The organism is Pseudomonas sp. QS1027 (genome assembly GCF_002814235.1).
GTDB lineage: Bacteria > Pseudomonadota > Gammaproteobacteria > Pseudomonadales > Pseudomonadaceae > Aquipseudomonas.
Window position 1 is genome coordinate 126756 of sequence record NZ_PHSU01000021.1, and the last position, 19262, is coordinate 146017.

The 19262-nt window shown below is 61.4% G+C and carries 20 protein-coding genes and 1 pseudogene; 11 read left to right on the plus strand and 10 right to left on the minus strand.

Going from position 1 to position 19262, the window contains the following annotated elements; translation table 11 throughout:
- Window positions 1–142: 142 nt before the first annotated feature.
- Window positions 143–964 carry an enoyl-CoA hydratase/isomerase family protein gene (locus tag CWE01_RS20280; RefSeq protein ID WP_100942323.1) on the plus strand — a complete coding sequence of 274 codons (822 nt, stop codon included), beginning with the start codon at window positions 143–145 and terminating at the stop codon, window positions 962–964.
- 111 nt (window positions 965–1075) lie between these two features.
- Complete coding sequence (locus tag CWE01_RS20285) at window positions 1076–1657, plus strand: TetR/AcrR family transcriptional regulator (RefSeq protein ID WP_100942324.1); 582 nt, start codon at window positions 1076–1078, stop codon at window positions 1655–1657.
- Between the two features lie 34 nt (window positions 1658–1691).
- Here CWE01_RS20285 and CWE01_RS20290 read toward each other — a convergent pair whose 3' ends face one another.
- On the minus strand, window positions 1692–2120 hold the full coding sequence (locus tag CWE01_RS20290) for a molybdopterin-binding protein (protein ID WP_100942325.1): 429 nt from the start codon (window positions 2118–2120) through the stop codon (window positions 1692–1694).
- A 111-nt stretch (window positions 2121–2231) separates the two neighbouring features.
- Window positions 2232–2759: pseudogene (locus CWE01_RS20295) on the minus strand (diaminopimelate decarboxylase); the annotation flags it as partial.
- A gap of 119 nt (window positions 2760–2878) precedes the next feature.
- Here CWE01_RS20295 and CWE01_RS20300 point away from each other — a divergent pair.
- Window positions 2879–3085 carry a hypothetical protein gene (locus tag CWE01_RS20300; RefSeq protein ID WP_100942326.1) on the plus strand — a complete coding sequence of 69 codons (207 nt, stop codon included), beginning with the start codon at window positions 2879–2881 and terminating at the stop codon, window positions 3083–3085.
- A gap of 78 nt (window positions 3086–3163) precedes the next feature.
- On the opposite strand, the gene CWE01_RS20305 is transcribed toward CWE01_RS20300, so the two are convergent.
- Together CWE01_RS20305 and CWE01_RS20310 are read right to left on the minus strand one after the other, a co-directional pair.
- A complete protein-coding gene (locus CWE01_RS20305) occupies window positions 3164–3595 on the minus strand; it encodes a nuclear transport factor 2 family protein (protein ID WP_100942327.1) in 432 nt (143 codons plus the stop codon).
- Window positions 3596–3820: 225 nt separating this feature from the next.
- Entirely contained in the window at window positions 3821–4714 is an 894-nt protein-coding gene (locus tag CWE01_RS20310; protein WP_100942328.1) for a LysR family transcriptional regulator, read from the minus strand.
- 120 nt (window positions 4715–4834) lie between these two features.
- On the opposite strand from CWE01_RS20310, the gene CWE01_RS20315 reads away from it, so the two are divergent.
- The 3 genes from CWE01_RS20315 (at window position 4835) to CWE01_RS20325 (ending at window position 7392) form a co-directional block, all read left to right on the plus strand.
- Window positions 4835–5227: a tautomerase family protein gene (locus tag CWE01_RS20315; protein WP_100942329.1), complete on the plus strand. Its 393-nt coding sequence runs from the start codon at window positions 4835–4837 to the stop codon at window positions 5225–5227.
- Between the two features lie 183 nt (window positions 5228–5410).
- On the plus strand, window positions 5411–6082 hold the full coding sequence (locus tag CWE01_RS20320; protein WP_100942330.1) for an ATPase: 672 nt from the start codon (window positions 5411–5413) through the stop codon (window positions 6080–6082).
- Window positions 6083–6441: 359 nt separating this feature from the next.
- On the plus strand, window positions 6442–7392 hold the full coding sequence (locus tag CWE01_RS20325; protein ID WP_100942331.1) for a cation diffusion facilitator family transporter: 951 nt from the start codon (window positions 6442–6444) through the stop codon (window positions 7390–7392).
- 57 nt (window positions 7393–7449) lie between these two features.
- Here the strand turns inward: CWE01_RS20325 and ddlA are convergent, their stop codons facing one another.
- The 4 genes from ddlA to CWE01_RS20345 form a co-directional block, all read right to left on the minus strand.
- On the minus strand, window positions 7450–8544 hold the full coding sequence (gene ddlA / locus CWE01_RS20330; RefSeq protein WP_100942332.1) for a D-alanine--D-alanine ligase: 1095 nt from the start codon (window positions 8542–8544) through the stop codon (window positions 7450–7452).
- 124 nt (window positions 8545–8668) lie between these two features.
- Complete coding sequence (locus CWE01_RS20335) at window positions 8669–9124, minus strand: hypothetical protein (protein WP_100942333.1); 456 nt, start codon at window positions 9122–9124, stop codon at window positions 8669–8671.
- A 291-nt stretch (window positions 9125–9415) separates the two neighbouring features.
- Window positions 9416–10285 carry a Dyp-type peroxidase gene (locus CWE01_RS20340; RefSeq protein WP_100942334.1) on the minus strand — a complete coding sequence of 290 codons (870 nt, stop codon included), beginning with the start codon at window positions 10283–10285 and terminating at the stop codon, window positions 9416–9418.
- A gap of 74 nt (window positions 10286–10359) precedes the next feature.
- Window positions 10360–11967, minus strand: coding sequence for a diguanylate cyclase domain-containing protein (locus CWE01_RS20345; RefSeq protein WP_256579389.1), 1608 nt, complete (start codon window positions 11965–11967; stop codon window positions 10360–10362).
- 159 nt (window positions 11968–12126) lie between these two features.
- On the opposite strand from CWE01_RS20345, the gene CWE01_RS20350 reads away from it, so the two are divergent.
- The gene (locus tag CWE01_RS20350) at window positions 12127–12606 is read left to right on the plus strand and encodes a RidA family protein (RefSeq protein ID WP_100942336.1); all 480 of its coding nucleotides are present in this window, start codon (window positions 12127–12129) and stop codon (window positions 12604–12606) included.
- Here the strand turns inward: CWE01_RS20350 and CWE01_RS34075 are convergent.
- A complete protein-coding gene (locus CWE01_RS34075; protein ID WP_100942363.1) occupies window positions 12599–13915 on the minus strand; it encodes a PAS domain-containing methyl-accepting chemotaxis protein in 1317 nt (438 codons plus the stop codon). The two genes, CWE01_RS20350 and CWE01_RS34075, sit on opposite strands and share 8 nt — an antisense overlap.
- Window positions 13916–14103: 188 nt before the next feature.
- On the opposite strand from CWE01_RS34075, the gene CWE01_RS20360 reads away from it, so the two are divergent.
- Entirely contained in the window at window positions 14104–14328 is a 225-nt protein-coding gene (locus tag CWE01_RS20360; RefSeq protein ID WP_100942337.1) for a DUF6555 family protein, read from the plus strand.
- A gap of 48 nt (window positions 14329–14376) precedes the next feature.
- Here CWE01_RS20360 and CWE01_RS20365 read toward each other — a convergent pair whose 3' ends face one another.
- Complete coding sequence (locus tag CWE01_RS20365) at window positions 14377–15579, minus strand: ROK family transcriptional regulator (RefSeq protein ID WP_100942338.1); 1203 nt, start codon at window positions 15577–15579, stop codon at window positions 14377–14379.
- A 209-nt stretch (window positions 15580–15788) separates the two neighbouring features.
- Between CWE01_RS20365 and CWE01_RS20370 the strand changes: the two genes are divergently transcribed.
- From CWE01_RS20370 to CWE01_RS20380, 3 genes are read left to right on the plus strand one after another with little or no spacing between them, the layout of a single operon-like run.
- Window positions 15789–17225: an APC family permease gene (locus CWE01_RS20370; RefSeq protein WP_100942339.1), complete on the plus strand. Its 1437-nt coding sequence runs from the start codon at window positions 15789–15791 to the stop codon at window positions 17223–17225.
- A complete protein-coding gene (locus tag CWE01_RS20375; protein ID WP_100942340.1) occupies window positions 17203–18207 on the plus strand; it encodes an ROK family protein in 1005 nt (334 codons plus the stop codon). The genes CWE01_RS20370 and CWE01_RS20375 overlap by 23 nt, the downstream gene beginning before the upstream one ends.
- Before the next feature lie 22 nt (window positions 18208–18229).
- Window positions 18230–19258 carry an SIS domain-containing protein gene (locus CWE01_RS20380; RefSeq protein WP_100942341.1) on the plus strand — a complete coding sequence of 343 codons (1029 nt, stop codon included), beginning with the start codon at window positions 18230–18232 and terminating at the stop codon, window positions 19256–19258.
- The last annotated feature ends 4 nt before the right edge of the window (window positions 19259–19262 follow it).

Genomic DNA, 19262 nt, shown 5'->3' on the forward strand with positions numbered 1-19262 from the left:
GAGCACAGGCTTGACAAGCAGGGTCGAAGCGGTCGATTCTAATTGAAGATGACGATCATCATCCTCACGAACTGCACGAAGCGATGATCCGTCACCTTGCTAGCGCCCTGATCTCGCCAACCCCTTCCAAGGATTCAACCTCATGGCTACCTCATTCACTCAATTCAAGATCGCCCAGCCGGGCCCCGGCTACTGGCGTGTCACGTTCAGCAACCCACCGATCAACCTGATCAATCCGGAAACCATTCTGGAGTTGCAGACACTCGTCGGCCTGATCGAATCCGACAAGGATTTGCGCGTCGTAGTCTTCGACAGCGCCCACGCGGACTTCTTCTTCAGCCGCTACGACCTTGCCCGGGCCGCTGAAACCCCTGTCGCACCAGGCCCGACCGGGTTGCCGGCGTGGATCGACCTGACGACGCGGCTGTCCCAGGCCTCGGCCGTCAGCATCGCGCTGATCCGCGGGCGCACCCGCGGCGGCGGCAGCGAGTTCTCGCTCGCCTGTGACATGCGCTTCGCCAGTATCGAGAAAGCCATTCTGGGGCAGCCTGAAGTGCCCGCGGGCGTGTTGCCGGGCGGCGGCGCGATCGAACGTCTGCCCGCGCTGGCTGGTCGGGCCCGGGCACTCGAGATCATCCTCGGCGGTGACGATTTCGACGCACTGACGGCGGAGCGCTATGGCTGGATCAATCGTGCGTTACCGGATGCCGAGCTGGACGCTTTCGTCGACCAGCTTGCCAGACGAATCGCCTCGTTCGACGGTCAAGCCCTGGGCGAAGCCAAGCACCTGGTCAATCGCCATAGCCTGCCCGAACCGAGCGACCTGCTCGAGTCCATGCAGACCTTTCTCAAGGCGACAACCTGGCCGTCCACCCAGGCCCGGGGCGTGAAGATTCGCGAACGCGCCGTCGGGCTGGGCCTTGAGTTCGAGCTGCGCATGGGTCACCACCTGGGTAACGTGTGACCGTGCACAACAGCGCTTCAGGAAACTCATCAAGGACGATGAGCCTCCAGCTTTGCAGCGATGATGAGTACAATCCTCTTTCTCAGGCGCAGAGATCGAGGATGTTTCCAGATGGGTAATTCAAAGGCGGACAAAGCGCAGAGTCATGCACGCATTGTGCAGGTCGCTGCCGCCCGGTTTCGCGAAGCCGGTGTCGAGGGCATCGGCGTCGCTGACCTGATGAAGGACGCCGGGCTCACCCACGGTGGTTTTTACCGGCACTTTGGCTCTCGCGAAGAACTGGTGGCCGAAGCCGTCGAACACGCGTTGCACGACGGCAGCCAGGCGGTGGTCGCCATCGCCAACAGCACGCTGGACAGACCCGCCTTGTTGGCCGCCCTGGTGGATGGTTACCTCAGTGCCGCGCACCGCGATGGCTTGGCGACCAGTTGCGCCGTGACGACCCTGGCCGGTGACGTATCGCGCTGTAATGATCGAACCCGCTCGGCCTACACACAGCAAGTCGACACCTACCTGAAACTGCTCACCCAACTGGTCGCGAGCGACCAGCAGCCATCACGTCGGGTAAAGGCCATCGCCGCACTGTCCGCGCTGGTGGGCGCTGTCTCGCTGGCCCGTGCGGTGAACGACGAAAAGCTCTCCCAGGAAATTCTCAAGTCGGTTGCTGACGAGCTGAAAGCGCAGCTGGGGTGATGTCGGCGGGCGAGTGACAGCGAGGCCCCGTCGATCAGGCTGGAACACCCAGGATGATATGAGAGGCCTTGATCACCGCGGTGGCGCTCACGCCAGGAGCCAGCCCCAGTTCCGCGACGGCTTCACGGGTCACGATCGAGAAGATCTCAGTACCGCCCGGCAGGCGGATGACCACTTCGGAATTGACCGCGCCGTCGCTGACACGCGTCACCGTACCGCTCAGGCAGTTGCGCGCCGACAGGCGGATATCGCTGGACTCGGTCATCAGCATCACCCAGGGCGCCTTGATCAGGGCGACCGCTTCCTTGCCGACCGCAATGTCCAGGCTCTTGAGGCTGGCCATGGTGACGACCGCGACCAGTTGCTCGCCGCCCGTGAGGGTCAGCACCACCTCGGCGTTGACGGCACCATCCTGCACTTGGCTGACCGTACCTTTGAACACGTTGCGCGCACTGACCTTCATTGAGCGGTTTCCTTGTTATCGAAGAGTGAATCTACACGCCATGATCAGAACTTGCGTTGTGTGAATGCAACCATAGCGATCAAAGAGGGCCATCTCCACTCCTCGGTCTTGTCAGTCATTTTCTTCAAGCTGCAACAACGCACTCAGCGTCTGGCGCTGCCTGATCAGACGATGCTCGCTACCCGCCACCAACACCTCCGCCCCATGGGTACGGCTATTGTAGTTGGAAGACATGGAGGCGCCGTAAGCGCCAGTGGTATGGAAAACCAGGTAATCGCCAACCTCGGCGGCGGGCAGCAAACGAGACTCGACGATCCCGCCCTCGGACTGGGTGAAAACGTCGCCTGACTCGCAAAGAGGCCCGGCGACAACGGTGGCCCGCATGGGCAACGGCTGATCGCGCCGAGTCAGCAGCGAGATCTCGTGATAGCTGCCGTAGAGCGAGGGGCGCATCAGGTCATTGAAGCCGGCATCCACCAGGGTGAAATGGTTACCACCCATCGGCTTGGTGGCGCGCACCTCCGATACCAGCACACCGGCCTCCGCCACCAGAAAGCGTCCCGGCTCGATTTCCAGGCGCACCGGATGACCCAGGTGGCGTTCAATCTGCTTACGGGCTTGGTCAGTCTGTTTGAAGAAGCGTTGCAGGAACAGGCTGCGCTGGTTGAAGCCCGATTGGCGGCAATCAGTGCTCATCCAAGAGTGAACTTGTAGAATTCGGGCTTTGATGCTCTTACTGGCTACAAGGACGTACGAAATTGTTCGATGTATTGGCCGAAATGATTTTTCACGCCATTTGCTTTCCCGTCGGCTGGCCCATCGTGAAACTGGTCACACGAGGCAAGTATCCGGCAAAGGAGTCGTGGTTCGCTGGCACACCACAATCCGAATGGACTGCTGCGGTGGGGGCTGCTGCCCTGGTGATCGCCATGATGGCGGCCCTGAAGCAGTTTGTTTTCCCCTAGATAGCGGGGGCCATCATCGAAGCGAGGTGTTAGTTGTCTTTAACACCAGATCCATAGGCCCCCTCTGTTACGCAAAAATCAGATATGAAAAGCCTGCCGCCCCACCAACAACCATTTGCCGTGCTGCTTCTGCCAGACCTGGAAGTTTTCGATCTCGGTGGGAATCAGCTCGCTGCCCTTGATCGCCTGTCCCGAAAAGTGATGACGGACGAAAGCCACGTCACCTGACAGGGTGATGGTCTGGTTCTGCATCTCCAGCGTCTTGAACGCACTTTTCCCGGTTTCGATATCGCCGATAAAATCTTTCTTGCCCTGCACCTTCCCGCTGGAATGCCCGTAGGTCAGGTTCTCGGAGGTCAGTGCTTTCAGCTCGGGAATGTCCCTGTTCAACATGGCCTGGGTCAGATGGTCCACCGCGGCGGCAACCTCCTTCTCTCCCGCCGAAGGGGCAGCAGCTACGTAGCCACTGAAGAGGCACAGGAAACCAATAAGCAATTTGATCTTTTTCATGGGGCATTTCCTTGTTGTTATGGGCACGGGAGACAAAAGGACCTGACACCGCCTCGGGCCACTGGCGCCAGGCATCACGATGGATGCCTGGATACGCGCGTCAAGCGGGAGCGGTTGTCGTTGCCGACCATATCGTCAGTCATCATACAACACAATAACCTTTTGCCGGACAGTGCCACCGACGCAGTAGTGCCAGGACCCAGGGCGCTGCCGCCAGCCCTCCCCTCAATGGGGAAACCCGGCCTCCACGCTTCGGCACAGAAGCTCATTGGCCTGCCTCAGATTACCGGGCTGGCTTGAGTGAACGATCCAGATATCCATGTCGAGCGCGAAATCATCCAGGTTGATGACCGAGAGTTCGTCGACGTACGGGCTTGTCTGCAGAAGATGCCTGGGAATCAGCCCAAGCCCCAGGCCGGCCGCGATCATCCGCATCTGGATAGCCGCGCCATGGGTGTCCACGCCAAGCTTCAGCCTGCGTCCTTGCCCACCCATCGCCGCCTCCAGTGCTGCCCGATAACCGCAACCCACCGGGTTGAGGATCCATTCCTTGCCACACAGACTGCCGATGTGGGTCGATGCGTCGACGAGGGGATGCTGCTTGCTTTGAACCACGAGGATCTCGAGGGTGGCGATTTTCCGGCCACTCAATCCTGGAGGCAGGCCACTCGGAGCCGGCTGCATAAGCGTCGCCGCATCGAGCTCGCCACGAGCCATCAGTTGTTCGAGTTCAGAGCTCCAGCCGGTGACCAGCTGCATTTCCAGGTTCGGGAAGGCGTGTTTCACCGCCGTCACCATCTCGAACACCACCGCATCGGCGACGATCTGGGTGAATCCCACGCGAAACCTGCCGCTTGGCCCCGCGTCTTCACGAGCGATGCTCAACAGCGAATCCGCCTCCCTCAACAAGCCTGTCGCCTGCTGGTAAATCCGCTGGCCCATGGCCGTGGGAACAGGCGGCCTGCTCGTGCGATCGAACAAGGTGGCACCCAGGGACTGCTCAAGATGCTGGATCCGCCGCGACACCGCGGACTGCGTCAGGCAAAGGGTCTCGGCGGCCCGGGTCAGGGAAGCGCACTCGATCACGGCGGCAAAGGCCTTGAGGTCCTCGAATAGCATGCTTATTACTCATCATAATTTCAAAAATTATGCGCTTGATGAATCATGAGTTCCAGCTTAGCTTCGTGACACGCGCCGTTGATGGTTTGGCCGTACCACCCACTCAAAAGGATTGCCCCCATGCCTTTAGCCAGAATCGATGTAGCTGCCGACACCTCCCCCGAAACCGTTGCCGCCATCAGCGATGTGGTTTACGAGGCCATGATCCAGACCGCCAATGTTCCTGAGCACGACAAGTTTCAGGTCATCAACCGCCATGCCAAGGATGAACTGATCTACCCGGCCGCCGGTTACCTGGGTATCACCTACACGCCGAACATCGTCTTTATCCAGGTGACCTGGAATGCCGGACGAACGGTTGAGGTCAAGAAGGCGTTCTACAAGGCGATAGCCGAGGGTATTCACACCAGGACCGGGCTGCGCAAAGAGGACGTGTGGATCAACCTGATCGATGTAAAACGCGAGGACTGGTCGTTCGGCAACGGCGAGATGCAGTACGCGCCAACCGAATGAGATGACATTTTAAATATTGGGGTGGCGCATTCAATACGTCGCCCCATTGGCGGCTACACTACAAAGCACGGCCGCCTATCATTCGTTCAATTGATAGTAACCATCAAGGAATGCAAGTTCTGTTTTTCTGTCAAAGGAGGAGGATAGCGTCATGCCGAACCGACTTCAGAAGGAAAACGCGCGATGAGAATTTCTACCTTGCTGGCTCTTGTCGCCGTATTGACCGGCGGTTTCCTCGCCACCGCTCCTGCCTATGCGGCCGACGACCAATCCTGCCATTTCCTCCCGGTGGCCGACAGCGCCGCCAGCCTGAAGCACGCCCAATCGGTGGGGGTGCTTTACAGTGAAAACACCGTCAGCACCCTGCAGTACCTTGAGCGCTACCACAGCGTTGCACTGAGCGGCGCGAAGAATGCAGCCCTGGACCCACGCATCAGCGACGCGTTCGTCAACAGCTCCGATCCGAAGCTGGCCATCGACTGGCTCATGGGCTCGTTGCAGAAACAGTTCGCCTCGGTAACCGTCTACGACAACCTTGATGCGCTGGTAAAGGCCCGTCCTGATGTGGTGGTGATGCTCGACACCTACAGCCGCCTGGTGACCAAACGTAATAGCCAGTTCGAAGCGCGTTTCGTCGCCACGTTCTACGACGCGAACCTGCAGTACATCGGCAAGGCCGAAGGCTTCGGTGGCAAGGAACTGCCTTCGGTCTGGGTCCATGGCAAGGCCGCGCCGGAGATTGCCGCGCAAATCAATCAGCAACGCGATTTGCAGGTCAACGCCCTGAAGCAGTTCGATGCCTCGCTCAAAGCCTTGGTGACCACCGGTGAAACCGATCGGGTCGCCACCAACTGATTCCATACATCGCCCGGGGGAGCCACGCTCCCCCTTCTCTTTTAACAGTCATCTTCCGATAGCCGGATACAGGCTGATTGGCGTCAGTGCGAGTACCTTCAAACACGACACGATTAAACATTAAGATTCGCATTTAAGAACATAAGCGAACTGCACACGAAACAAATTTTCAATCGCCCTGATTATTTAAATAGCCTATATATCCCTTAAACTTTTAAGTATGCTTTATTCCTTGATCACGCCTGTTTCAAGGCGAACGCCAATGATTGCCAATCACCTCAAAACCCGCACCTGGTTAGCCGGAAAGCCTTGACTGTCGCGGGCTGAGAGTCATTTGCAAATAAGGGAAGAAGTTTCCAATGAGCGATGAAAAGTTCTCCGCCGAACACGAGGACGAACGCTACAGTCCTGCCGAACGTGCGACAGCGGCGTCCCGTTGTACCTGGGTCAGTGTCGGCGTCAATCTGGCGTTGTCCTGCATTCAGATCATCGTCGGTATCCTGTCGAAATCCCAAGGCCTGATCGCCGACGGTATTCATTCCCTGTCGGATTTGATTGCCGACTTCGTGGTGTTGTTCGCCGGTCATAAAAGCAAGCAGGACGCCGACGAAGGCCATCCCTATGGACACCTGCGCTTTGAAACCGCCGCCTCGATGATCCTCGGGCTACTGCTGCTGGCCGTGGGCATCGGCATGATCGGTTCGGCCGTGCTCAAGTTGCAAACCCCGGAATCCATCCAGAAGGTGCATATCACCGCGCTGTGGGTGGCGGGCGCCGCGCTGGTGACCAAGGAGCTGCTGTTTCGCTACATGCTCGCGGTGGCGAAGAAGGTGAAGTCGAGCCTGCTGGTTGCCAATGCCTGGCATGCACGCTCGGATGCGGCCTCGTCGCTGGTGGTGGGGGTCGGTATTGTCGGCAACCTGGCGGGCTACCCGATTCTTGACCCGATTGCCGCGCTGGTAGTCGGTGGCATGATTGCCAGGATGGGTTGGTCGTTCGGCTGGAACGCCCTGAATGACCTGATGGACAGCGCCGCCGATGAAGAAGAGGTGGCATCCATTCGCACCACGCTCCTGGAAACCCCTGGCATCAAGGGCGTGCACGATGTACGCACACGCAAGATGGGCGACATGCTCACGGTCGATGCGCACATCGAAGTCGAGGCCTCGATATCCGTTGAAGAAGGGCATGCGATTGCCGTGGCCGCCCGTGAAAACGTCATGCTGCGTCATCGGGTCCTGAACCTGATGACACACATTGACCCCTGGCATCGGCCGGACCTGGACCATCTCGCCCCCTCCAGATCCTGAGCCTGAAACCAGACAGCGTTTACCAGGCCTGGAGCGGTCGAAGCCGCTTCGGGCCTTTTAACGACTGTTCTTCAGACGCTTGCGCGTCGCATGTCGCTCCAGCGCCAGTTCGATCAGGCGACTCACCAGCTCGCCATAGCTCATCCCCGCCGCCTGCCAGAGCTTGGGGTACATGCTGATGCGGGTAAAACCGGGCAACGAATTGACCTCGTTGATCAGCACCTCGCCATCAGGGGTGAGAAACACATCGACCCGCGCCAACCCGGCGCAGCCCAGCACCTGGAAGGCCTCGATGGCGTGCGCGCGAATGCGTTCGCTGTCCAGTTCGCTGATCGCCGCCGGCACCAGCACTTCGGCGGCCTGCTCATCAATGTATTTGCTGTCGTAGGAATAGAAGCCGCTGCGCACGACGATCTCGCCGCAACCGCTGGCAATCGGCTGGTCGTTGCCGAGGATCGCGCATTCGATCTCCCGTCCGCTGACCGCCGATTCGATCAGGACCTTTTCATCAAAGCCCAGCGCCAGGGCCAAGGCGGCCTGATACTCCTCGGCGGTCTCGACCTTGCTCACGCCCACCGACGAACCCTGGTTCGCCGGTTTGATGAACAGCGGCAGGCCCAGCTTCGCCTGCGCGGCCTCAAACCCGAGCCGCGCGGCGGTGGCCCGGTTCACGGTGATAAAGGGTGTCACCGCCAACCCGGCATCGCGCAACAGACGCTTGCTCACGTCCTTGTCCATGCACACGGCCGAACCGAGCACATCGGAGCCGACAAAGGGCAGATCGGTCATGCGCAGCAAACCTTGCAGGCAACCGTCTTCACCGAGGGTACCGTGGACGATGGGGAAGATCACATCGACCTGCTCCAGCAGCGCCTGGCTGCTGGTGTCCACCAACTGCTGGCTGGACTTGCCGGGCACCACGGCCAGTTCGCGATTGGATTGGTTCAAGGCGATAAGCGCCGGGTTTTCGGCATTGATCAGGTAGTTGGAGCTGTCGTTGAGGTGCCAGCGGCCCTGCTTGTCGATCCCGATCAGGATCGGCTCGAAACGCTCGCGGTCCAGTGCATCGACCACATTGCGCGCCGATTGCAACGACACCTCGTGTTCCGCTCCCAACCCACCGAAAATAATCCCGACTCGCAACTTGCCCATCTTCCGACCTCGTGTCCAAATCTGTGTTCCAGGGGGATTCCCTTTGTGCGCAGACTATTCGCAAGGCACTGGTTTGGCATCCCCTGATTTGTGATTTTTTGAACACATCGCCCATGCGGGAGACTTATTGTTCGTCGCGCCAGTTCACATTCACTGTCTGGCCGGCCTCGCCATTCAGGACAATACTCTGCCGGTTCTCACGACCATTGCGATGGCTGACAATCTCGTATTTGCCTGCGGGCAACTTGACGTACAGCATCGGCCCGACCTGGGTCAGCGACAGTACCGACTCCCCGCCAGCCTTGTTGATCGTGATGTCCGCATCAGGCACGTACTCGCCCTTGGGCCCCACCGTCGCAACAATGTGCAGGTTGTAACCACGGGTTTGCTGCAAGGCCTGGGTCTCATCCTGGCCGATGCCTCCCACCAGGTAAGACACGCCGTTCTGGGTTTGAGGCGATAACTGCACCGCCTCCTGGTTGATCGGTTCACTCTCACCGGCCGCCCGAACCGTCGGCGACACGCCCAACAGCACAAGACCCGGCAAGGTACAGAGCAAAAGAGCACGAATGGAGATCATGATGGACACTCCCTGGCTCCACTGGAGCCCGAGTCTCATCCTTCAGGCGGGGCTACCGCCTGATTTCATTCGACAGGCAGCGGCGGATCTCTGGATGGCGAGCGAGCTGCGCGGATGAGTGGGGGTTGGTTTCACTTCGCAGCGCATGCGCCTTAAAGTCTAGTAGCGGCCGACCATCGGCTTAGATCAATTTCAAACCAGGTCGAGATCGGATAGGACTACCGGCTTCCAGGCGCCCTCATGAAAACGCCCGATGGCTGGCATCGGGCGCGGGTCAGGCGGGACAGAGACTCAAGCGGCGTTCAGCACACTCAGGTCCAGGCGCCCTTCGCGCAACGGCGGGCACCAGTAATAGCCGCCGGTAATCGGCCGGCTGAAGCGATACAAGCCGTCGACGATGCCATCGTCCAAACCGCTCATGCGCCGCAATTGCGCCTCGAAGGCGTCGAAGGAATGGCCGAACGCCAGGAACATCAGGCCGGCGCCCTGCTCGTTCGCCCACGGCATCGAGCGGCGCACCACGAAGGCCTCCGGGGCAAAGCCCTCCTGGGCGGTACGTTTGACGTGGGCGGACTCCGGTGCGTCGTCCAGTTCTTCATTGTCGCTTTTGCGCCGCCCCATGATGTTGTCCTGCTCATGGGCTGGCAGCGCGGCGAAACCGTCCAGGTCATGCTGCCACTGCTGGATGGCGGCAAAGCTGCCACCGTCCGCGGCGATCCCCGCCGCCACCGCGGCCTCGTCCACCGGGTTCTCGGTGCCGTCTTCATAACCGGTCAGGTCGTGGCCGCTCTTGTGACGGAAGGCCTCGGTCATCTGCACCAGCTTCAGGGCCGGCGCCAGCGCCTGCTCCAGCGCGCGGCTGCGGTGCAGCAAGTCGCCACGGTCGTCGCCGTGCAACCAGCACCACAGGGCATGCTGGGTCGACGGATTATCCACCCCCACGCCAGTGATGACAGGAAAGGCCCGCAGCCCCTGGACATGACCAGCCAGCGCCTGCACCAGCGACTCGCCAAAACCGACCACGGTGTGCTTTACGTCCACCAGCCGGGCAAGATTGTCGAGTGCAGCCGGCAATGCTTCGGCGGATTCAAGGGCAAAGAACAGGTGGCGTGCCTGCAAGGGCACAGGCTTGGCAAGGATGCCGGGCTGGTAGTGACTCATGGGAACTCCTTTGGGAAAGCACGGAGTTTACCTTTGTTGCGCCCGCGACGCTTGCGACTGAAGCGACGGCGACCTCAGAGCTTCTGCGTCATATAACGACCACGCCCGGTTTTCTTGGCCTGGTACATGACCCGATCCGCGGCCAGCAGCAACGCATCGGCGGAACTCTCGCCATTGCCCAGGGCGATACCGATCGAGACCCCCACCTGGCAAACCGTACCGGCAACGAGAAAGGGCGTACTCAGCGCCGCGATGCATTTGGTGGCCACGGTACTCACGGTGTCTTCGGCATCGGTCCCAAGATCGCTCAACAGGATCACGAACTCGTCACCACCGATGCGCGCCAGGGTATCGCTCAGCCGCACCACCGCGCCAAAGCGCTTCGCCACCTGACGCAGGACCTCGTCACCGGCGTCGTGCCCGAGGGTGTCATTGATTCGTTTGAAGCCATCGAGGTCCATGAACAACAAGCCGACCTGCGTGCCTTTGCGCTGGGCCTGGGCCAACACCTGGCGCAGGCGGCCAGAGAGGTGATGCCGGTTGGGCAAGCCCGTCAGCGTGTCGTGATGGGCGATCTTCTCGAGCTCGGCCTGCTTCTCGTTGAGCTTGAACAACAAGCGATTGAACGCCGAGATCAAATGACCGACTTCATCGTTGCGCACCACCGGCAAGGGCGCATGCGGCAGTTCGTCACGGGTCATGCAGTCCGCCTGGGCAGCGGCATGGAACAGCGGACGAAAGACAAAATACAACACGATGGAGCAGATCGTGCCGAACAGAAAAATCGAGGAGATGGCCCCCCTGATCAAGAAACGCTGGGTTCGCTCAACGGTTGAAAAGGCCTCGTGGCCCGGCAGGCTGGCAACAATGAACCAGCCCGTGCTGGGGACGGAAACCATGGCGCGGACCTCTTCCTTGCCCTCGGCGTTGAGCGTGATCCCGGTACCGCGAAAACCCGCCATGGCCTGGTCCAGCAGGGCATTGAGGCCCGGCCGCGATACCGGCTTGAAGCCGATCCCCTGCGCGGAAGATTCGACCTGCAGGCGACTTTCCGGAAAAACCAGTTGGAACTCGCCCGTTGTGGTTCCCCCGCGGCTCTGCAACAAGGAATCAAGAAAACCGGGGGCGGAGAGCGCCATCATGCCAACGATGACGCCCTGCACCTCGCCCGCTGCATTCCTGATCGGCGCGGAGATCGGCAGCATCGGCTCCGCGTTCGAGCGGCCCTCGATCGGCCGGCCGATAAAGGGCTTGCCGGCCAACCCGGCTTGAACATAATCACGATCCGCATAGTTGCTATCGGGCGAAGTTTCCTGATTGGAATCGCCTGCCACCCGCTTGCCATGGGCGTCGACGATGAAGACATCGGTCGAGATCAACGCCTGGTAGGGAGAACGCTCCTTCAGCCAGCCGCGCAGTTGTTCAGGTTGTGCCAACAAGTCGAGGGGCACGCTGGCCGCAAGGCGCTCGATCAAGAGCCGGCGTCGAACAATCTTGCTGTCGACATCGTGTGCGACATAAGTCGCCAACGCCAGTTGCTGGCCTTCCACGACGGCGCTCAGGTCCTCGCGCAGGAAATGGGTCAATACGTAATAGCGCACGATAGCGCCAGACACGACAATGCACAGCGCCAACACCAGCAGTCGGGTCAACACGCTGTTGTAGAGTCGGGTAAAGGTCAAAACTGCATGATGTTTTTTTGACATTATCGAAGTGTAACCGACGACATTGCACTTTTCGCTATTTTCCCCAACCCTGCGCAAACGCCGTAGTAACGCCTTGCATAGGCCGAATCGCGCTTAGCCCATATGCACTGAACATCACTTATCAGGAGCTGGACCATGTCAGACACCAGAAACGCCTCGTTTGATGCCATCGCCCGGGAACTCGGCTACAGCTTCGACGGTGAAATGAAGATCGGCGGCAATTACGTACCGGCGGTGCAGAACGATCTTGAAGTGTATGTCAGCGGGCAGATTCCGCGCGTCGATAATACCGTGATGGTGACCGGCCGAGTGGGCGCCGAAACCACGCTGGAGCGGGCGCGGCACGGGGCGCAGATCAGCACCATGCGGGCCCTGGCGATTTTGCGCCAACTGCTCGACGGCGACCTGGGACGGATCCGGAAAGTCCTGCGCATCAATGTGTATGTGCAGAGCGCGGCGGACTTCACTCAACAGAGTGAAGTCGCCGACGGGGCGTCCGAGGTGCTGTATTCGGTATTCGGCGAGGCCGGGGTGCATACGCGCACCTCGGTCGGGGTGTATCAACTGCCGAAAAACGCCTCGGTCGAGGTGGATATGGTAGTGGCGCTCAACTAGTCAGCTGGTTGGCGAACTGCCCGACCGCATTGACCACCTTCTGCGCGCCGTCCTGGATCTCGACGATCACCGTACCCGCCTCCGCCGCCAGCGCAAGACCTTCCTCGGCCTGGGTCTTGCCGCTGTTCATCAGCGACACCGCATCCCGCGCCATGTCCTGGTTCTGCCGGACCACGCCGACGATCTCGTCCGTGGCCTGGCTGGTGCGCGAAGCCAACTGCCGCACTTCGTCGGCCACCACCGCGAACCCACGGCCCTGCTCACCCGCGCGCGCCGCCTCGATGGCCGCGTTGAGCGCCAGCAGGTTGGTCTGCTCGGCAATCCCGCTGATGGTCTTGACGATGGTGCCGATCACCTGGGACTGCGCATTCAAGGCTTCGATGCCATCGCTGGCGGTTTGCATGTGCGCGGCCAGGTCGCGCATCACTTCCACCGCCTGGGTCACCACGGTGGTCCCGCGCTGGGCGGTGCTGTCGGTCTGCAACGAAGTGCTGTAGGCAATGTTCGCGGCCTCGGCCACGGCCTTTTCCTGGTCCACCTGGGCGGTGATCACGGTGGCGAACTTGACCACTTTGTAGAGCTTTTCGTTGGCATCGAGTACCGGGTTATAGGACGCCTCCAGCCAGACTTCGCGGCCATGGCTGTCGACCCGCTTGAAGCGACCGGCGACGAACTCCCCGGCGTTCAGGCGCTTCCAGAAGGCCTGGTATTCAGCACTGTTGTATTCCCCCGGCTCGCAGAAGACACGGTGATGCTTGCCCTGGATCTGCGCCAGGCTGTAACCCATGGCATTGAGGAAGCGGTCGTTGGCGGTAAGCACTTCACCGGCCAGGTTGAACTCGATCACCGCGGTGGAACGCAACAGCGCGCCGATCAGGTTTTCGTGCTCGCGGGACGATTCGATGGTACGGGTCAGATCGTTGGAGTAAATCGAAAAATGGCGGATTCGCCCCTGGGAATCGCGAATCGGTTGCAGGATCGAACGCAGCCAGGCTTCCTGGCCATTACCGCGCAACAAACGCAGCGCACCGCTGAAATGCTCGCCCCGGTTCAAGGCATTCTTGAAGCGCTGGTGAAAGTCCGAATGCTTGAGGTAGTCCGGCACGAACTCATCCAGGCTGTGTCCCACCAGCGAGCTGCTCGGGTAGAGCATTTCCTGGATGAAATTCTGGTTGGCCGATTCGATGCGACCGTCGGGGTCCAGGGTCAGCACGAGCATTTCCTGCTCCAGGCTATCCTTGACTTGCTGGACGCTGGAGAGTTCTTCGCGAAGAGCCGAGAGCTCCTGCTTCAAGCGGTTGTTAAACATGGGGGCACCGATGGGCAAATGAAAGCGCGGGTAAGCTGTCATTGCCATCGGCTAGGGTGGTTTTTTCTGAAGGAGGACCCCGGGTTATTTCCGGCGAGCAGCCCGCGGACAATTCGACTGAATTTTTCCCGCTCCCGGGGATCACTTTAGAACGACAAGGACGTATCCCAAGGAGGATTCTCAGGTTTATGAGCACCGCAAAGCTTTTCGTTATCGACTACACCCTTAATGGCATTCCCAAGTCCTTCGTGATCCGCTTGGAGCACATGGACAATGCCGAGGCCTGGCACTGGGCCAGTTGTGATGCCGGCGTGGGCCGCATCGGCAAGTTCGGTCGAGAACGGGTGAAGAAAACCAGCAAACCCATGGCCGAGAAATTCGGCATCGACGCGGTGAGCTGGCGCCAGGCCTGAGGTGCTCCCACCAAGCGGCCCGGGAGCCGTTCATTGCCCTGGCCGCGCTTATTCCGGCTTGAGCAAGGCCTCATAATCCGGACTGATTTCCGCCAGGATCATCAAGGCCGCTGCCCCCAGCGCCACGGCGTCGTGTCCGGCGGTGCCGAGTTGAAGACGTGGGTACTCGCGGTCGCGACGACTGCTGATGGAACGGCTCAACGGTTCCAGCCCCTCCACCAGGCGATTCATGATCGCGGGCGGCAAGAAACCACTGATCAGGATGGTCTGCGGATCGAGCAGCGACTCGAGGATATTGATCGCCTGGCGCAGGGCCGGCACCGCCTCGTCGAGCCAGGCCTGGACACCGGCGGCAAAGCGCGGCTCGCTCATGTCCCAGGCACCGATGTCCTGGTCGGCACGCTGGCCCAGATGCTCAAGCAGGGCAGCGATGGAGATGTAGCGCTCCAGGCAACCGTGGTTGCCGCAATGACAGACCTTGCCACCCGGCACCACGGTCATGTGGCCGATTTCCCCGGCGTTGTGCCAGTGCCCGGAATACAAGCGGTTGCCCAGGTACAGGCCGGCCCCCAGGCCGCTGCCGATAAACAGGTGGACGAAGTGCTGCAGGTCGCTGGCAATGCCGTGCAGGCGCTCGCCCATGGTCGCCGCCGTGGCATCGTTTTCCAAAAGGACCGGAAGACCAACCGCCTGTTGCAGGCGCAAGGCAATATCGGGCTCGTCCCAACCGGACATCGCGGTCGGGCCCACCGCGGTCATGCCCTCGACACTGAATGGCCCCGGCAACGCCACGCCCACGCCGAGGAAACGTCCGTGGGGCAAATGCCCGCGAAACGACGTTACCGTCTCGAGGATCAGCGGCAACGCTTCATCGAAACTGGGGTAGTTCACCGCCAGGGTGACCTGGGCGCGGGTATTGCCCAACAGATCGAGCATCACGCCGATGATCGAGTGCTGCGCCACGTGAAATCCCAAGGAGAAGCCACCCTCGGGGTTGATCGACAGCGGCACCGGCGGCTGGCCACGACCGATCTTCTCGGCCGCGTGCACCAGCAGCATCCCCTCCTCCTGCAACTCGGCGACGATGTTCGACACCGTTTGCGCCGTCAGCGAGGTCAGCCGCGTCAGGTCGGCACGGGTCAGGCGCCCGCCCAGGCGAATGGCTTCGAGGATCACCCGGCGATTGTGCAGGCGGGCGTGTTCAGCGTTGGTGCCGGTGGTCACCGTGCGGGTGTTCTGAAGACTTTTCATGGGCGGATGATCGGCGCTGCCAATTAATTAAATCAAGTTGAATTAATACTCATGGCGTGCTTTTCTATTCCCAGGTCGCCGCAGTGCCTCAGGGCGTCCCAGAACCCATAACAATAACAACACCGAGTCGATGCAAGTCGGCGCCGGCACGCAGCACCTTAGCGACCTGCCCGCCACCGTCTATCACTCGCGCAAAAGGACGTCACAGCATGAGCACATCCACTCCCCCCGGGCAGGGCTCGTCCGGCAGCAAACGCAAGATCGGCCTGTTTCCCGCCACGGCCATCAACATGAGCCAGATGTGCGGCGTCGGCCCGTTCATCACCATTCCCACCATGATCGTCATCATGGGCGGCCCGCAGGCATACCTGGGCTGGATTCTCGGCGCGCTGCTGGCCCTGTGCGACGGCCTGGTCTGGGCCGAACTCGGTGCTTCGCTACCCGGCGCCGGCGGCACCTACGTCTACCTGCGCGAAGCCTTTGGCAAACGCACCGGCAAGCTGTTGCCGTTCCTGTTCGTATGGACCGCGATGCTGTTTATCCCGCTGATCATGTCCACCGGGATCATCGGCTTCGTGCAGTACCTGACCTGGTTCTGGCCGGACATGAGCCAGACCACCGGCGACCTTATCGGCCTGGTGCTGATCTGGCTGATCATCGTGATGCTCTGGCGCAAGATCGAATCCATCGCCCGCCTGAGCATCGTGCTCTGGGTGATCATGCTGGCGAGCATCGCGGCGCTGATCGCCGCGGCTTTTTCGCACTTCCACCCGGAGCTGGCCTTCAGCTTTCCCGAAGGGGCCTTCAACCTCGGCGACAGCAGTTTCTGGCTCGGCATGGCCGGAGGCCTGACCATCGGCATCTACGACTACCTGGGCTACAACACTTCGGCCTACCTGGCCGGGGAAGTCGAACAACCGGGCCGGGTGATTCCCAAGTCGATCATCTGGTCGGTGCTCGGCATGCTGGTGGTCTACCTGTTGATGCAGGTGGGTGTGCTCGGCGTGGTGGACTGGCACCGCATGCTCGACCAGAAGTCGGCGGCCTATAACTCCGTGGCCTCGGTGCTGCTCAGTGAAACCTGGGGCGATACCGCCGCGGCCGTGGTCACCGTGCTGATCCTGATCACTGCCGTGGCCTCGGTGTTCGCCGGCCTGCTCGGCGGTTCGCGGGTGCCGTTCGAGGCAGCAAAGGACAAGGTGTTCTTCAACGCGTTCAGCGTCACCCACCCCAAGCACGACTTCCCGGTCTACGGCATCCTGAGCATGGGCGTGCTGACCTCCGGCGGCTTCATGATCGGGCGCCTGACCGACCTCACCACCCTGATCCAGTTGCTGACCACGGTGATGATCCTGGTGCAGTCGGTGGCGCAGATCATTTCGCTGTTCGTACTGCGCAAGACCAAGCCGCACCTGAGCCGCCCCTACACCATGTGGCTGTACCCGGTGCCGGCGGTGATCGCCCTGCTCGGCTGGGTCTACATTTACCTGGCGTCCAACCACAACGCCCCCGGCGCCTACCCGATCCAGTGGTCGCTGGTATGGGTCGCGGCCGGTTGCGTGGCCTACCTGTTCTGGGCGCGGGTGCAACAACTCTGGCCGTTCAACAAGACAAGCGATACCCATGACGCACGAACCGCTGAATAACCCGGACGCCACGGCGCCCACCCAAGGTGTGCTGCTGGCGATCGACGTCGGCGGCACCAAGACCCAGATCGCCTGCTACGACCCGGTCAGCCAGCACCTGAGTACCCGCAGGCTGACCACCCATGCCGACGGTGCCCGCGGCGTGCCAGCCTTCGAGCGCATCCTCACGGCGGCCCGCGCCTGCGTCGGCGACTTTGGCAATTCGCGGGTGGCCAGCGTGGCCGCGGTGTTCCCCGGGGTGGTGCGCGGTCGCCGCTTGCTGATGGCACCGAACACACCGGGCTTCGAAGACCTCGACCTGCCGTTGCTGCTGGGCGAAGGCCTGGACACCCAGGCCGTGCTGCTCGACAACGATGTCAAGGCCGGCGCCCTGGCCGAGGCCCGTTGGGGCGCGCTGGCGGGGGTCGACAACGCCATCTACCTCAATCTGGGCACCGGCCTCGCGGCGGCGGCCATCGCCAATGGCCGTTTGATTCGCGGACAGAACGGCGCGGCCATGGAAATCGGCTACATGATGGAGCCCTTTCTCGACCCGATGTACCCCGGGCTGTGGCGGACCCACGCGCAGGGTGCCGCGCCACTGGAAGAGTTTTTCTCGGGCGCTGCGCTGACCCGCCTGGCCACGGAAATGCTCGGGCAGGGCCACCGCGCCCTCGACCTGTTTGCCAGCCGTGACCTGACGGTTCGCCAGGTCCTGGAGCGGCGCATCGCCGGCATGGCCGTGCAGGTCAGCAATCTGGCCGTGGCCCTCGATGTCGAGCGTATCGCCATCGGTGGCGGGCTGTTTCACCAGGCTTCGACCCTGGCACCGGCGCTGAAACAACTGATCGGCCAGGTGGTGCCCTTCCCCCCGGAGATTGTCGCCGCCCACTTCACCCATGACGCGCCGCTGTGGGGCGCCTTGAGCATGGCCATGGACGCCGCCGGCCTGAGCTTCATTCCCGGCGATCTTCTTTGCGTACCCGACAGCCCACGGGGCTGACGGACACCCAGGTATTCACCTTATGTCACTGATGCTCCAGGAAACCCTGTCGATACCCGCCGTCGTGCAACGCATGCTCGACGATGATCGCGCCATCGCCGCCCTCGGCGAGCAACTGGCTGCCGCGTTGCCGGAGCTGATCATCAGCGTCGCCCGTGGCAGTTCCGATCACGCGGCCGCCTACTTCGGCTATGCCATGATGAGCCAGGTCGGGATTCCCTGGCTGTCGATCCCGCTGTCACTGGTGAGCCTGCAACAACCGCCGCTACGCCTGAAACACTGCTGGGTGGCCGCCCTGTCGCAATCGGGCAAGAGCCCGGACCTGATCGCCAGCGTGAACTACCTGAAACGACTGGGCGCTCGCGTGGCGGCCTTCGTCAATACCGCCAAGTCGCCGCTGGCCGCCGCCAGTGACGCCGAGGTGCTGCTGCCGGCCGGGCTGGAACAAAGCGTGGCCGCGACCAAAAGCTATGTCGCCATGTTGATGGCCGGGGTGCAGACCGTGGCGGCGCTGAGTGCCAGGCTGGGCCAGGACAATGGCCTCGGCGTCGCCCTGCAGGAGTTGCCCGCCGCCCTGGCGCGAGCAGCCGACGCGGACTGGTCGCTAGCCCTTGAGGTCTTGCAGCCGGTCGACAAGATGGTGGTGATCGGACGTGGCCCGGCATTGCCCATCGCCCAGGAAGCGGCGCTGAAACTCAAGGAAACCTCGGGGATCCAGGCCGAAGCCTTTTCCAGTGCAGAGGTCCGCCACGGACCGATGGAAATCATCGAGGCCGGTTATCCGGTCCTGCTCTTCGCCCCGTCCGGCCCCGAGCAGGCCGGCACCCTGGCGTTCGCCGAGGACATGCGCCAGCGCGGCGCCCGGGTCTTGCTGGTGGCGCCACGGGGAACGCCCGGCGCGAACCTGGTCAGCATGCCGACGGCCCACCCGTTGCTGGAGCCATTCACCATGATCCAGGGCTTTTACCTGATGGCGGCCAAGCTCGCCGAACTGCGTGGCCGCAATCCCGATCAGCCACGCTTCCTCAAGAAGGTGACCGAGACGCGCTGACCAC